At 66.4% G+C, this 13,510-nt stretch carries 13 protein-coding genes; 9 read left to right on the top strand and 4 right to left on the bottom strand.

All coding sequences use genetic code 11. The features are described 5' to 3' along the window. Together LDO22_RS20195 and manA are read left to right on the top strand one after the other, a co-directional pair. Window positions 1–1,647 carry an LCP family protein gene (locus tag LDO22_RS20195; protein ID WP_224025458.1) on the top strand — a complete coding sequence of 549 codons (1,647 nt, stop codon included), beginning with the start codon at window positions 1–3 and terminating at the stop codon, window positions 1,645–1,647. Window positions 1,648–1,689: 42 nt separating this feature from the next. Next, complete coding sequence (gene manA, locus LDO22_RS20190; protein WP_224025457.1) at window positions 1,690–2,934, top strand: mannose-6-phosphate isomerase, class I; 1,245 nt, start codon at window positions 1,690–1,692, stop codon at window positions 2,932–2,934. A gap of 96 nt (window positions 2,935–3,030) precedes the next feature. Here manA and LDO22_RS20185 read toward each other — a convergent pair whose 3' ends face one another. Together LDO22_RS20185 and glpX are read right to left on the bottom strand one after the other, a co-directional pair. Further along, window positions 3,031–4,086 (bottom strand): peptidoglycan bridge formation glycyltransferase FemA/FemB family protein, encoded by a 1,056-nt coding sequence (locus LDO22_RS20185; RefSeq protein ID WP_224025456.1) that lies wholly within the window; start codon window positions 4,084–4,086, stop codon window positions 3,031–3,033. A gap of 89 nt (window positions 4,087–4,175) precedes the next feature. Further along, window positions 4,176–5,198, bottom strand: a complete 1,023-nt coding sequence (gene glpX, locus LDO22_RS20180; RefSeq protein ID WP_200830737.1) for a class II fructose-bisphosphatase — start codon at window positions 5,196–5,198, stop codon at window positions 4,176–4,178. A 224-nt stretch (window positions 5,199–5,422) separates the two neighbouring features. On the opposite strand from glpX, the gene LDO22_RS20175 reads away from it, so the two are divergent. The 5 genes from LDO22_RS20175 (at window position 5,423) to LDO22_RS20155 (ending at window position 10,743) form a co-directional block, all read left to right on the top strand. Further along, window positions 5,423–6,103: a DUF4245 domain-containing protein gene (locus LDO22_RS20175; RefSeq protein ID WP_224027291.1), complete on the top strand. Its 681-nt coding sequence runs from the start codon at window positions 5,423–5,425 to the stop codon at window positions 6,101–6,103. Between the two features lie 10 nt (window positions 6,104–6,113). Continuing rightward, entirely contained in the window at window positions 6,114–6,728 is a 615-nt protein-coding gene (locus tag LDO22_RS20170) for a carbonic anhydrase (protein ID WP_159632526.1), read from the top strand. A gap of 87 nt (window positions 6,729–6,815) precedes the next feature. Beyond that, window positions 6,816–8,243 (top strand): class II fumarate hydratase, encoded by a 1,428-nt coding sequence (locus tag LDO22_RS20165; RefSeq protein WP_159632527.1) that lies wholly within the window; start codon window positions 6,816–6,818, stop codon window positions 8,241–8,243. Window positions 8,244–8,392: 149 nt separating this feature from the next. Further along, window positions 8,393–9,061, top strand: coding sequence for a TetR/AcrR family transcriptional regulator (locus LDO22_RS20160; RefSeq protein ID WP_224025455.1), 669 nt, complete (start codon window positions 8,393–8,395; stop codon window positions 9,059–9,061). After that, entirely contained in the window at window positions 9,058–10,743 is a 1,686-nt protein-coding gene (locus LDO22_RS20155; RefSeq protein WP_224025454.1) for an MDR family MFS transporter, read from the top strand. The genes LDO22_RS20160 and LDO22_RS20155 overlap by 4 nt, the downstream gene beginning before the upstream one ends. An 18-nt stretch (window positions 10,744–10,761) precedes the next feature. Here the strand turns inward: LDO22_RS20155 and LDO22_RS20150 are convergent, their stop codons facing one another. After that, window positions 10,762–11,232, bottom strand: coding sequence for an NUDIX domain-containing protein (locus tag LDO22_RS20150; protein ID WP_224025453.1), 471 nt, complete (start codon window positions 11,230–11,232; stop codon window positions 10,762–10,764). 40 nt (window positions 11,233–11,272) lie between these two features. Then, the gene (locus LDO22_RS20145; RefSeq protein WP_224025452.1) at window positions 11,273–11,818 is read right to left on the bottom strand and encodes an A24 family peptidase; all 546 of its coding nucleotides are present in this window, start codon (window positions 11,816–11,818) and stop codon (window positions 11,273–11,275) included. Between the two features lie 60 nt (window positions 11,819–11,878). Between LDO22_RS20145 and LDO22_RS20140 the strand changes: the two genes are divergently transcribed. After that, window positions 11,879–12,673, top strand: a complete 795-nt coding sequence (locus tag LDO22_RS20140) for a hypothetical protein (protein WP_224025451.1) — start codon at window positions 11,879–11,881, stop codon at window positions 12,671–12,673. Between the two features lie 42 nt (window positions 12,674–12,715). Then, window positions 12,716–13,363: a GNAT family protein gene (locus LDO22_RS20135; protein WP_224025450.1), complete on the top strand. Its 648-nt coding sequence runs from the start codon at window positions 12,716–12,718 to the stop codon at window positions 13,361–13,363. Window positions 13,364–13,510: the final 147 nt, after the last annotated feature.

Below are 13,510 nucleotides of genomic sequence, written 5' to 3'. Positions count from 1 at the left end.
ATGGCCAGCAGCAGCGTTCTCAATACCGGCACCGGTCCGTCACTGACGGACCCGGTCCGCTATCCGGTCAGTGCTTCTCCCGCGGTCAGGACCAAGCGTGCCTTCGTCCTGGTCCTGCTGACCCTCCTGGTACCGGGCAGCGCCCAACTCGTGGCAGGCGACAGGAAGCTGGGACGGACTGCCCTGCGGGTAACGCTCTGCGTGTGGGCACTCCTGCTGCTGGCAGTGGTTCTCTTGCTGGTCAACCGGAGCCTGGTCATCAGCATCGCCACCAACCCGGTCACCTCGCTGCTGCTGGTGGTCGTGATGTCGGCGCTGGCCCTCGGCTGGGCCCTCCTGTTCCTGAATACCCTGCGCCTCATCCGCCCTGTCCTGCTGGCGCCGCGGGCCCGCCCCGCCGTCGGCATAGCCCTGGTGGTGGCCCTGGTCCTGGGCAGTGGCTCCATGGGGTATGCCGCCTACCTGCTGAACGTAGGCCGCAACGCCATCGGCAACATCTTTTCGTCCGGTCCCGCCATCGAGCCGGTGGACGGGCGCTACAACTTCCTCATGATGGGCGGCGACGCCGGCGATGACCGCACGGGCCGCCGGCCGGACAGCCTGTCCATCCTGAGCGTGGACGCCCAAACGGGCCAGACCGCCATTATTTCCGTCCCCAGGAACTTCCAGAACGCGCAGTTCAGCGAAGACTCCCCCATGCGGGCCATCTATCCCGACGGCTACGACTGCGGCGACGAGTGCCTGATCAACGCCATCAACACCGAGGTCACCAACGAGCACGCGGACCTCTATCCCGGTGTGGCGGACCCCGGAGCGCAGGCAACCATGGAGGCCGTTTCCGGAACGCTGGGCATGAAAATCCAGGCTTACGTGCTCGTTGACATGGAGGGGTTCTCCACCCTGATCGACGCCATGGGCGGCATCCGGATCAAGGCCGGCGGCTGGGTTCCCATGAGCGGCTACTTCGACGAGGCCACCAAGACCCACGGGATGCCCCTCGGGTGGATTCCGGCCGGAGACCAGACGCTCAACGGCGCCCAGGCCCTCTGGTACGGACGCTCGCGCGAGTACGTGGACGACTACTCCCGCATCCAGCGCCAGCAGTGCGTGCAGCAGGCAATGCTGAAACAGCTTGACCCCGCCACCCTGCTGTCCAAGTTCGAGGACATCGCCGGCGCGGGAACCAAGGTGGTGGAATCAAACATCTCTTCCGCCCAGCTGGGCAGTTTCCTGGACCTCGCGATCAAGGCGCGAGGCAAGGACGTCAAACGGCTGACCATCGGCCCTCCGGACTTCGATGCGTCGTTCTCCACGAACCCCGACTTCGACCAGATCCACGAACGGGTGGACCAGCTGCTGGCATCCGCATCCGCCAAGGGTGCACAGTCGGCAGGAATTCCCGACGACGGCACGGCAGTTCCGCAGGCAGGCGCCGGACACGTCCAGGCGGCCGGGGCTGTCCCCGCCACCCTGCCCGCCGCGGGCAGCGCTGCCCGGCAGCCCTCGCCGTCGGACTTCACGCCGGTGACCACCACACCCGACGGCGAGCCGATCACCGAAGAGATGCTGACCCAACTCAAGCTGGAGGGCAACGAGGAGGCCATCCGCCAACTCGTGGCCACCAACGGTCAGTGCGCCCCGCTCTAGGGCCCACCCATCAGCTCCCACCCATCAAGGAACGGAACGGTTTTGTACGAGATTGACAACGTCCTGCGGGACTACGCCTGGGGTTCGACGACGGCGATCGCGTCGCTGCTGGGCCGTCCCGAGTCGGGGCGCCCGGAGGCTGAACTGTGGATCGGCGCGCACCCTGACTCGCCGTCCGTGGCGCACCTGCCGGAGGACGGGACCCGGAGCCCACTGGATTTCCTGATCTCCTCCGACCCCGAACATTTCCTGGGCGCGGAATCTGTGGCGGCCTTTGGCCCCCGGCTGCCGTTCCTGGCCAAGATCCTTGCGGCCGCGCAGCCGCTCTCCCTGCAGGTCCACCCGAGCCTGGACCAGGCCCGGGAAGGATTCGCCCGGGAAAACGCAGCCGGGCTGGATGCCCATGCTCCCAACCGGAACTACAAGGATGACAACCACAAGCCCGAGATGATCTTCGCGCTCACGCCGTTCGAGGCATTGTGCGGATTCCGGCCGGCGGCCGAGACCCGGAAGATCCTGCATCACGTTGCGGCTGCCTTCCCCGCGGGCGGCCAGTCCCCGGAGCTGGTCCAGGCCCTGATCGAGGATCTTGCCGCCCCGGATGAAAGCGCAGGACTGCGCCGGGCTTTTGAACGGCTGATCGCCGGCGGCCAGGGCGTGGCAGAGGACACCGCCCTGGTGGTGGCAGCCCTCCTGTCCGGGGCACCGCTTGAGCCCTACCAGGCCGAGCTGGGCACTGTCATCAGCCTCAACGAAAAGTATCCCGGTGATCCCGGCGTGCTGATCTCACTGCTGCTGAACCGGATCTCCCTGAAGCCCGGTGAGGCGGTCTACCTTCCCGCCGGAAACGTGCACGCCTACCTGCACGGGCTGGGCGTGGAGGTCATGGCGTCATCCGACAACGTCCTGCGCGGCGGCCTGACGCCCAAATTCGTGGACGTCCCGGAACTCCTGAACACCATCGATTTCCATCCTGTAGCTGTTCCGATGCTCGGCGCGGAAAGGACGGTGATGGACCAGGAACTGTTCCGTCCCCCGTTCGGGGAGTTCCAGCTGCAGCGCATCGAACTGGGGCCGGACGCCGCTCCGGTCCCGCTGGCGCAGGCAGGCGCGGCAGTGGTCATTGTGGTGGCCGGCGCCGTCTACCTCGACTCCCCCAAGGGCGACCTGGAACTCGCACAGGGCGGCAGCGCGTTCATCGCCGCGGCCGAGGCACCGGTCAACGTCCACCGGGTTGCCGGCAGCACCGGGCCTGCGCTGGCCTTCGCCGTGACCACTGGTCTCTAGCACTTCCGGCAGCCCGCAACAGCAAAAGGGCGGCTGCGGCACTTTCGTAGGTGCCGCGGCCGCCTTTTTTGGCCTTGCCCGGGTTAGGCCCTGCGGCTAGCTGCCCGGACGCAGTTTCCGGACCAACGGGCGGACCTGCCCGGCGGCGCCTTTCAGCAGCCGGCGCGCCTGCTGGAGGCCCTTGCGGGCGAGCGGCATGGCCTTCGAGTAGGCGGGGTAGAACGGCGACAGCGGCCTTTCCCACGTTCCCATGAGCATGTTCTCGTGCTTGGCGAACTGCTTCTTGAAATCGGAAATGCCGTCGTTCAGGAGGCCGTTGAAGTCGTAGCGGCTGCAACCGTCTTCCCGCATGGCCTGCAGCGCGGCCCACTTCACGCCGTAGTTCACCCGCTGTTTCTGGCCTTCGGCGGAGACGCCGCCGTAGAGCTCGAAGGCGGTGGCGCCGCTGCGCGAAAGCCAGGTGAAGGCACGCATCTGCTCGCCATCGAACGCGGCGATGATCGGTGAGGAGTCGCCGAGGTTCCGGAAGATGTCCCGGTAGTACTGGTCCTCGTGGATGCCGAAGCCTGCCCGCTCGGCAGTCTGGTGGTAGATGGCCAGCACCTGGTCCAGCTCGGAATCGTTTTTGACCTTGCGGAATTCAACGTCGCTGCGCATGGCCTTGCGGATGTTGGCCCGCGTGGACTTGGACATCTCGGCCATCAGCTCGTCGTCGGAGCGGCTGAGGTCCAGGATGAGCGTGCGCGGAATGAGGACGGTGTTGGTCGATTCGCGGAAGCCCGCGGCGGCCACGGCACCGGTGAATGCGGAATCCCGGTCCCAGTCCGGTTCGATGCTGAGGGCCACGCCCCGGTGACGGAGGGCGGCGTGCTCGGCCAGCCGGTTCAGGACCACCTGCGCGTTCTCCACTGAGCACATGGGTCCCCGGGGAATGTAGACCAGGGCACGGAAGGGGACGGGCAGCCGGCGGACCAGGAGCTGGGCACAGCCGATGGTTTCGTCCCCGGCCTTGACCAGGACCCGGTCAACGGCCCAGCCGTGGGCGGCCTTGGTCTCGCCCCAGCCCCACAGCTGTTGCGGATGCCCCTGGAACCGGTCAACGTGCTCGTCCCAGAGGGCGCGGTCAGTACAGGGCACAACAGCAGGAATCATGGCTTAAACCCTATACCAAGGCCTTAACGCCAAAGCCCCCGGCGCGTGTGTGGCGCACCGGGGGCTTTGCAGTCAGCAGGACCTGGCGGTCAATTCTTGCGGGCGTAGCCTTCCCACTTGCTGGCCTGGTGCTCGCCCTCCACGAAACGGATGGTTCCGGACTTGGAACGCATCACGATGGACTGGGTGAGGACCTTGTCCTTGGAGTAGCGCACGCCCTTGAGCAGGTCGCCGTCCGTGATGCCGGTGGCGGCGAAGTAGCAGTTGTCGCTGGAAACGAGGTCGTTGGTGGAAAGCACCCGTTCGAGATCGTGCCCGGCGTCGATGGCCTTCTGCTTCTCTTCGTCGCTGGTGGGCCACAGGCGGCCCTGGATGACGCCGCCCAGGGACTTGATGGCACAGGCTGCCACGATGCCCTCAGGGGTGCCGCCGATGCCCATGAGCGCGTCCACGCCGGTGCCGGAGCGGGCCGCGGCAATGGCGCCGGCGACGTCGCCGTCCATGATGAATTTGGTGCGGGCACCGGCTTCGCGGATCTCCTCCACCAGCGGGCGGTGGCGGTCGCGGTCGAGGATCATGACGTTGAGCTGGTTGACTTTCACGCCCTTGGCCTTGGCGATCAGGTGCAGGTTCTGCTTGACCGGCAGGCGCAGGTCCACCATGTCTGCGGCCTCGGGGCCGGTGACGAGCTTTTCCATGTAGAACACGGCGGAGGGATCGAACATGGAGCCACGCTCGGCAACAGCCAGGACGGCCAGCGCGTTGTTGATGCCCAGGGCGGTCAGGCGGGTTCCGTCGATCGGGTCGACGGCGACGTCCACCTCGGGGCCGGTGCCGTCGCCAACGCGCTCACCGTTGAACAGCATGGGTGCTTCGTCCTTCTCGCCCTCGCCGATGACCACGACGCCGTTGAAGTGGACGGTCTGCAGGAAGGAACGCATGGCGTCGACGGCGGCGCCGTCGGCGGTGTTCTTGTCACCGAAGCCAACCCAGTGGCCGCCGGCGATGGCCGCGGCTTCGGTGACGCGGACAAGTTCAAGGGCAAGGTTGCGGTCCGGCTCGTCGTGGCCCACCGCAAGGGACGGCGAAATCGTGGAGTACTTCTGGGTCATGGACGCTGGTGACACGTGAACCTCTTCTTCGAGTGGCGATCATTGAACCCGCCCGCCGGTGCAGCAGAACGGTGATTCCTCTGTTATCGATCATAGTCGTGGCGCCGCGCTGGGGGTGGCCCGTGACGCAACCCCGAAATGTGCCTGGCCGCCGGCCGGGGCACGCGGACCAGCCCGAATGGAACTCCGGCTCCGGGATGGGCGACTATAGAGGGGTGAATGACATGCAGGAAGCCACCAGTCCCAGCTCCGGCCCGGCACAGCCCGATGGCCGTCCCGGCGCCGCGGGCAACAGTGCCGGCACCCCGGTGAAGCCCGTCATTCCGGCGGCCGCGGCCAAGCGCGCCAATGCTTCGGTGATCGGCATGATCATTGCCCTGGTGCTCAGCATCGCGGCGTTCCTGCCCGTTGTCCTCATGAATCCGCAGCCCAAGAGCGAGGGGTACCGCCCGGACATCGATGTGGCGTCGGTGGCCCGGAACGCCGCAGATGTGGCGGGATTCACACCTGTGGCACCGGACACCGGCAACGCCTTCCGGGCAAATTACGCCCGGTGGGAAGCGGGGACGGGCAGCGGGGTGCCTACCTGGGAGGTCGGCTACGTGACTCCCAAGACATCCTTCATCGCTTTGGTGCAGACCACGCAGGCCAACCCCACCTGGCTGCTCCAGCAGACCAAGAACGCTCCCGTTACCGGCTCGCGTAATGCCGGTGGCCGGGATTGGGAACTGCGGGACACCGGCAAGGGCGAAAAGTCTATGGTCCTGAACTACCGCGGCAGCACCGTTGTCCTCTCCGGCGCAGCGCAGCTGGAGGAATTCTCAACCCTCGCGGCCGCCGTCGTCACTTCTCTTGACGCCAACCCCGCCGTCACAGTTTCCCCTTCCGCCACTGCCGCGCCTTAACGTAGTAAGCATGGCTACTAACCTGACCCCTGCACTGGCCTGGCGCCGCCTGCGCGAAGGCAACGAACGTTTCGTAAACGGCGAATCCTCCCATCCCAACCAGAACGCTTCACGGCGCTCGGAACTGGTCGAGACGCAAAATCCCTTCGCCGTTATCTTCGGCTGCTCCGACTCCCGGCTCGCTGCCGAAATTATCTTCGACGTCGGCCTGGGCGACGTCTTCGTGGTCCGCACCGCCGGACAGGTGATTGACGACGCCGTCCTGGGCTCCCTGGAATACAGCGTCGCGGTGCTGGGGGTGCCGCTGATCGTGGTCCTTGGGCACGACAGCTGCGGCGCCGTAACCGCCACCAGGGATGCCGTGGAGACCGGTGAAATGCCCGCAGGCTTCATCCGCGACCTCGTGGAACGCATTACGCCTTCCGTCCTGACGTCCCTGCGGAACAACCAGCCCGAGGTCAACGACATGGTGGTGGAGAACGTCAAGCAGATGTCCCATCGCCTTGCGGACAGCTCGCGTGTGATTTCCACCGCAATCGAGGAGGGCCGGACCGCGGTCATCGGCCTGTCGTACCGTCTGGCAGAGGGCCGCGCCGACCTTGTTTCCGGAATCGGCGAGCTCTAGGAACCCTGCGCCGGCGGCCCAGCGGGCCGCCGGCGATGCTCCCTTAACGGTTTTCGATGGGGCACCCGGGAGCCATAAGCTAGCCCCATGACTTCCACTGAAGAGTTCCGCATTGAACATGACACGATGGGCGAAGTCCGCGTCCCCGTGAACGCACTGTACCGCGCGCAGACGCAGCGGGCAGTAGAGAATTTCCCCATCTCCGGCAAGACCCTGGAGCGCACCCACATCGAGGCGCTGGCACGGGTCAAGAAGGCTGCCGCCCAGGCCAACGCAGAACTGGGCGTGCTCGACGGCGAGCTGGCCAAGGCGATTGCCGACGCTGCCGATGAGGTGGCTGCCGGCAAGTACGACGGCGACTTCCCCATCGACGTTTTCCAGACCGGCTCCGGCACCTCCTCGAACATGAACACCAACGAGGTCCTGGCAGAGCTGGCCACGCGTGCGCTGAAGGCCGCAGGCAGCGACAAGGTGGTCCACCCCAACGACCACGTCAACGCCTCGCAGTCCTCCAACGACGTGTTCCCCACGTCCGTGCACGTTGCCGCCACGTCCGCGCTGATCAACGACCTCATTCCCGCCCTGGGCTACCTGGCAGAGTCGCTGGAGCGCAAGGCCGTTGAGTTCAAGGACGTCGTCAAGTCCGGGCGCACCCACCTCATGGACGCCACCCCGGTCACCCTGGGCCAGGAGTTCGGCGGCTACGCGGCGCAGGTCCGCTACGGCATCGAGCGCATCAACGCCTCGCTCCCCCGCGTGGCTGAGGTGCCCCTGGGCGGCACCGCCGTGGGCACCGGCATCAACACCCCCGCCGGCTTCCCCGAGCGCGTCATCGAGCTGCTCGCCACGGACACCGGCCTGCCGCTGACCGAGGCCCGCGACCACTTTGAGGCCCAGGCCAACCGCGACGGCCTGATTGAAGCGTCCAGCCAGCTGCGCAACATCGCCATCTCGTTCATGAAGATCAACAACGACCTTCGCTGGATGGGTTCGGGCCCCAACACGGGCCTCGGCGAAATCGCCATTCCGGACCTGCAGCCCGGCTCCTCGATCATGCCCGGCAAGGTGAACCCGGTCATCTGTGAGGCCTCCATCATGGTGGCCGCCCAGGTCATCGGCAACGACACCGCCATCGCCTGGTCCGGCACCAACGGCGCCTTCGAACTCAACGTGGGCATCCCGGTCATGGCCGCCAACCTGCTGGAGTCCATTCGCCTGCTGGCCAACACCAGCCGCGTCATGGCGGACAAGATGATCGACGGCATCACCGCGAACGTGGAGCGCGCTCGCTTCCTGGCTGAGGCTTCCCCGTCCATCGTCACCCCGCTGAACAAGTACATCGGCTACGAGAACGCCGCCAAGATCGCCAAGACCGCCGTCAAGGAGGGCCTGACCATCCGCCAGGCCACCGAGAAGCTCGGCTTCGTCGGCGAGGGCGACGGCAAGGTCTCCGAAGCCGATCTCGACAAAGCCCTGGACGTTACCACCATGACGGCCCCGGCCCACAAGGCCTGACAAGCCAAACAAGGCCCAACAGGCCAAAACCTCCAACGGCGGCCGGCACCTTTCGCACGAAAGGCGCCGGCCGCCGTCGTACTTTAAGGCAACTGCAGGTCGGCAACTGAAGTTTGCACTCCAGATGTTTTAGTGCAAAAATTTACTTTGTGACTGATAGTGCACCTTCTGACGGCCTGCGTGAGCGCAAGCGCGCGGCCACCCGCAGCGCCATCACCTCGGCTGCCCGGACCCTGACGGCTGAACGCGGACTCAACGGATATACCGTGGAGGAAGTGTGCGAGGCCGCGGGCATCTCCCGCCGGACCTTCTTCAACTACTTCCCCACCAAGGAAGACGCCATCATCGGCCACGCGGACGACGACATCCCGTCCGACGTCATCGAGGAGTTCGTTGCCGGCGGAGCCGGATCACCGGCAGGACAGATCTCCCCCACCCTCTTCCGGGACCTGGTGACACTCTCCCTGCGCCTGGCCGAAGACATGTCGGCCTCGGAGGAAGACACCCGGCAGCTCATCGGGGTGGTCCGCAAGGAACCGCAGCTCATCCTCAGGATCATCGGCGTCACGGAGCAGCGCGAGGCCCAGTTCGCCCGGGACGTTGCCCGGCGCGAAGGAGTAGCCGCCGACCACCCGGTGGTGCAGATGGCCGTGGTCCTGCTCAGCACCATCGCCCGCAAAAGCAGCATGGCCTACTTCTCCGACGGCAACACCCGCAGCTACCCGGACCTGCTGCTGGAGAACATTTCCGCCGCCAGCATCCTGTTTTCACAACCGTTCAACACCACTGACACCACCGCAGCAGAAGGACAATCATGAGTACCGCCACCACCAAGGCGCCGGCAGGGCCCCTGCTGTTGACGCAAAAACGCATCTGGATCATCTTCTCGGCGCTGATCGCCGGAATGCTGCTGTCCAGCCTGGACCAGACCATTGTCTCCACGGCCATGCCCACCATCGTGGGCAAGCTTGGCGGGGTGGAGCACCAGGCCTGGATCACCACCGCCTACCTGCTGGCCACCACCATCGTGATGCCGATCTACGGCAAGTTCGGCGACATCCTGGGCCGCCGCAACCTCTTCCTGGTGGCCATCGCGCTCTTCACGCTCGCGTCGGTGGGCTGCGCCCTGGCCACCGATTTCTGGGGATTCGTCATCTTCCGCGCCATCCAGGGCCTGGGCGGCGGCGGGCTCATGATCCTCTCCCAGGCCATCATCGCCGACATCGTTCCCGCCAAGGAGCGCGGCAAGTACATGGGTCCGCTCGGTGCCATCTTCGGCCTCTCGGCCGTGGCCGGCCCGCTGCTGGGCGGCTTCTTCGTGGACCACCTCACCTGGGAATGGGCCTTCTACATCAACATCCCGGTTGGCCTGGCCGCCTTCGCCATCGCCTGGTTCGCCCTGACCCTGCCCAACAAGAAGGCGGAAAAGCGGATCGACGTCCTGGGCGTTGTCCTGCTGTCCGCCGCCACCACGTGCCTGATCTTCTTCACCGACTTTGGCGGCAAGAAGGACCAGGGCTGGGATTCGCCCCTCACCTGGGCCTTTGGAGTGGGCCTGCTCGTGTCCGCGGCCGCCTTCATCCTGGTTGAGCGGCGCGCCGAGGACCCCATCATCCCGCTGAGCCTGTTCCGGAACCGGATCTTCATCAACGCCACGGCCATCGGCTTCACCCTGGGCCTGGGCATGTTCTCCGCCATCGCATTCGTCCCCACGTTCCTGCAGATGTCCTCCGGCACGTCCGCCGCAGAATCCGGGCTCCTCATGCTCCCCATGATGGCCGGCCTCATGGGCACCTCCATCTACTCCGGCATCCGGATCTCCAAAACAGGCAAGTACAGGATGTTCCCCATCCTGGGCGCCGTCTTCACCATGGCAGCCATGCTCTGGATGACCACCCTTGCCGCCAGCACCCCCATCTGGGTCATCTGCCTGCAGCTGTTCGTCTTCGGCGCCGGCCTGGGCCTGATCATGCAAGTGGTGGTCCTGGTGGTCCAGAACTCCGTACCGGCAGACCAGATCGGCACCGCCACCAGCACCAACAACTACTTCCGCGAAGTGGGAGCCGCCATGGGCGTGGCCGTGTTCGGCTCGATCTTCACCACCCGGTTGTCCGAGGCCCTCACCAGCGCCTTCACCGGCGCCGGCGCCTCCGCCGAGCAGGCCGGGCAGTCCACCCGGACCCTGGATCCGCAGGCACTGAACCAACTCCCGGAACAGCTGCGCGACGCCATCGTGAACGCCTACGCCGACTCCCTGGCGCCCGTGTTCTGGTACCTGCTCCCCTTCATCGCCGTCGCGCTGCTGCTGGCCCTCACGCTGAAGCAGATCCCGTTGTCCGACACCGCCGGTATGGTGGCCCGCGGTGAGGCTGTGGGCGGCGAGGAGGCAGAACGGCTCGCCGCCGGGCTTCCCGCCGCCACTGCCGGGGACGCAGAAGCCGGACGTGGCGTGGCCAGTGTGAAGGACGACGACGGCGAGCTGGTTTCCCAAGGCCGCTGACGGCCGTCGCGGCAGCCTCTAGGGCTCGAAGTGGACGGCTGCGGAGGGCGCCAGCGCCTGGCGGATGCTGGTGAGGTGCCCGGGCATCAGGTCGGGAAGGTCATCAAAGGTAAACCAGCCGACAGCCAGGGATTCATCGTCATTGACCCTGGCTTCGCCGGAGACGTAGCGGCACAGGAACACGACGTCCAGGAATTCGCAGACGTCCCCGTTGGGATACGTGACCGGCCCCACAGCGCCAACCGACACCACGCGCTCTGCCTCGGCCACCACAGCCGTTTCCTCGAAGATCTCACGGATCAGCCCGCGGGCCGGCTGCTCGCCGGGGTCCAGCATGCCGCTGACCAGCGCCCATTGGCCGTTGTCAGCCCGCTGGGCCAGCAGGATCCGGCCGGCGTCATCCACCACCACGCCCCGCACACCGGGAACCCAGATGGGATCGTTGCCGATCTTCTTGCGGAGCTTCAGGACGTATTCGGGTGCAGGCATAGCGCCAGCCTATCCAATCACCAAGCGGACGCCCCGCCGCTCAGGCGGGAAGCAGCATGGCGGCTGCGGCCCCGGCGAGCATGAACGGCCCGAACGGGATGGAGGATTTCAAAGTCCCCCGCCGGGCTGCAAGAAGGGCTACGGACCACAGGCCGCCCAGCAGGAAGGCCAGGAAGGTCCCAGCGAACAGGTGTCCCCAGCTGAGATAGCCAAGGTACATGCCCAGCACTCCTGCGAGTTTGACGTCGCCGAACCCCATGCCCGGCGGGTACACAAACCGGAGGACGAAGTAGAACAGCCACAGGATCCCGGCCCCGGCCACCACGCGGAGGGCAGGGGCCGACAGGATCCCAGTGGTGTCACCGGCGGCCGAAAGTGGGCTGGCCCAGGCAACGGCGGCTGCCGCCAGAAGAAGCACGCCGGCCACCGCATAGGACGGAAAGACGATCCGGTTGGGCAAAAGGTGGTGCCGGACGTCGATGATGGTCAGCCGCACCGCCATCACCGCAAAGTAGAGGCAGGCCGCCAGCACCAGCCAGAAGGCAAGCGGGGTGTGCTGCCAAAGTTCACCGAGTCGTCCGATCACCCCTCGGATGCTACTGGATCCACCCATTCCCGCCGTAGCGCCCCCGCGTAAAATGTGTATATGTCGACCTGGGACTCCCGGCGCAGCCCGGTTCCGGAATCACCTGCCTCCCCGGCGGACCTGGCCGCCGTGTTCCGGAACCTCTGCCGCTCCTCCCCTTGGAAGTGGCAGTCAATGCGGTTTGAGTACTGGGACCAGGCCTTTGCGTCGGCCCCCGCCCCGGGCGCCCCGTTCGTCCGCGCCTGGCTGCGCCGTCCGGGGGCGCTCCGGCTAGAGAGCCCCGAGCGCCTGGTCCTGCACAGCACTACGGGGATCAACGATTCCCGGGACGTCTTCTATGTGAGCGCCACGCGCAAGTCCTGGCTCCTCCCCCCGCACCTGGTCACCCCCGTCTATGACGACGCCGGACTGGTACGCCGCCGCCCCGAGGCCGCCTACGGCGAGCCCGGATTCGGCAACGGCCGCTTCTCGGCGGCGCTGGACCCCGTGGAGCTCGCGGGCAATGCACCCGTGCCCATCGAGTTTCCCGGCAGCAACGCGCTGGACATCCGGAAGGTGGGGTATTCCGACCACGAGGGCCGGACAGTCCTTGAAGCCGTGGTGGTCCCCAACGCCGCCTACCGCCCCGCCGATCCTGCCGCTCCCCTGTGCCTGCCCGGCCGGTCCCTGCTGCGCGTAGACGTGAACACCGGCGTCTGTGTGTCCAGCCAGTCGCTGGAACCGGAAACGGAAGGGTATGGCCACTGGATCCGGATCATCGCCGTGGACGAGTACATGCTGGATGACCTGTTCCTGGCCCAGTCCATGAACCTCACCGACGTCCGCCGGCACATCAGCTGGGACATTCCGGCCTGAGCGTGACAGGTCCTCCCGGTCCCGGTCGGCTAGGCTTCGCGGATGACGACGATGAGCTCCATCTGGCCCCTGTTCGACCTCAGGCTCACCACGCCCCGGCTGGAGCTCCGGCCCATCACCGACCAGGACATCCCGGCGGCTGTCGACGCCGCCCGCAGCGGAATTCACGAGCCCACCAGGAACCCGTTCAGCACGCCGTGGACCGAGCTGCCCGGCGACGAGCTGGGCCCCAACATGGCCCGCTGGTACTGGCGCTGCCGCGGGGAGTTCACGCCGGAGCACTGGACGCTGCTCCTGGGGATCTGGCATGAAGGGCAGTTCATCGGGTGCCAGGACGTTGGTGCCAAGGACTTCGCGGTGCTGAAGACTGTCACCACCGGCTCCTGGCTCAAAAAGTCAGTTCAGGGCCGGGGACTGGGCAGGGAGATGCGGGCCGCCGTCGTCCTGTGGGCCTTCGACTGGCTGGGCGCCGAAGTGGCCGAATCCGAAGCCGCGGCCTGGAACAGCGCCTCCCTGGGCGTCTCCAGTTCCCTCGGCTACGAACTGAACGGCACCAGCCGCAAAGCCTGGGGCACCAAGGTCGAAACACTCCAGCACGTCCGCCTCACCCCGGACACGTTCAAACGCCCCGAGTGGTCCCTGCAGGTCGAGGGCCACGAGGCGGTGGCAAAGTTACTTAAGGTCGCTTGACTGCACAAGGCCGGCCCAAGTCCTTCGCGTAGGAGCGCATCGCCGACCAGAGCGTTGCGCAGGTCGCCCAGCGACCGAAGCAGCGCGCCGGGAGGTGTCTAAGCGACGGCGAAGGGCTTGGGGCGGACGTACCCAGCCACCGAAACG

Origin of the sequence: Arthrobacter sp. NicSoilC5 (assembly GCF_019977395.1) — a bacterium.
Taxonomy (GTDB): domain Bacteria; phylum Actinomycetota; class Actinomycetes; order Actinomycetales; family Micrococcaceae; genus Arthrobacter.
Note: the sequence above shows the minus strand (reverse complement) of the source record. Positions and strands in the feature narration are given on the sequence as shown.

Excerpts from the sequence above, each read along its gene's own strand:
- LDO22_RS20150 (WP_224025453.1), bottom strand. The coding sequence starts at position 11,232 with ATGCCTGCACCCGAATACGTCCTGAAGCTCCGCAAGAAGATCGGCAAC.
- LDO22_RS20165 (WP_159632527.1), top strand. The coding sequence starts at position 6,816 with ATGACTTCCACTGAAGAGTTCCGCATTGAACATGACACGATGGGCGAA.
- LDO22_RS20140 (WP_224025451.1), top strand. The coding sequence starts at position 11,879 with ATGTCGACCTGGGACTCCCGGCGCAGCCCGGTTCCGGAATCACCTGCC.
- LDO22_RS20185 (WP_224025456.1), bottom strand. The coding sequence starts at position 4,086 with ATGATTCCTGCTGTTGTGCCCTGTACTGACCGCGCCCTCTGGGACGAG.
- LDO22_RS20170 (WP_159632526.1), top strand. The coding sequence starts at position 6,114 with ATGGCTACTAACCTGACCCCTGCACTGGCCTGGCGCCGCCTGCGCGAA.
- LDO22_RS20135 (WP_224025450.1), top strand. The coding sequence starts at position 12,716 with ATGACGACGATGAGCTCCATCTGGCCCCTGTTCGACCTCAGGCTCACC.
- LDO22_RS20175 (WP_224027291.1), top strand. The coding sequence starts at position 5,423 with ATGCAGGAAGCCACCAGTCCCAGCTCCGGCCCGGCACAGCCCGATGGC.
- LDO22_RS20195 (WP_224025458.1), top strand. The coding sequence starts at position 1 with ATGGCCAGCAGCAGCGTTCTCAATACCGGCACCGGTCCGTCACTGACG.
- glpX (WP_200830737.1), bottom strand. The coding sequence starts at position 5,198 with ATGACCCAGAAGTACTCCACGATTTCGCCGTCCCTTGCGGTGGGCCAC.
- LDO22_RS20155 (WP_224025454.1), top strand. The coding sequence starts at position 9,058 with ATGAGTACCGCCACCACCAAGGCGCCGGCAGGGCCCCTGCTGTTGACG.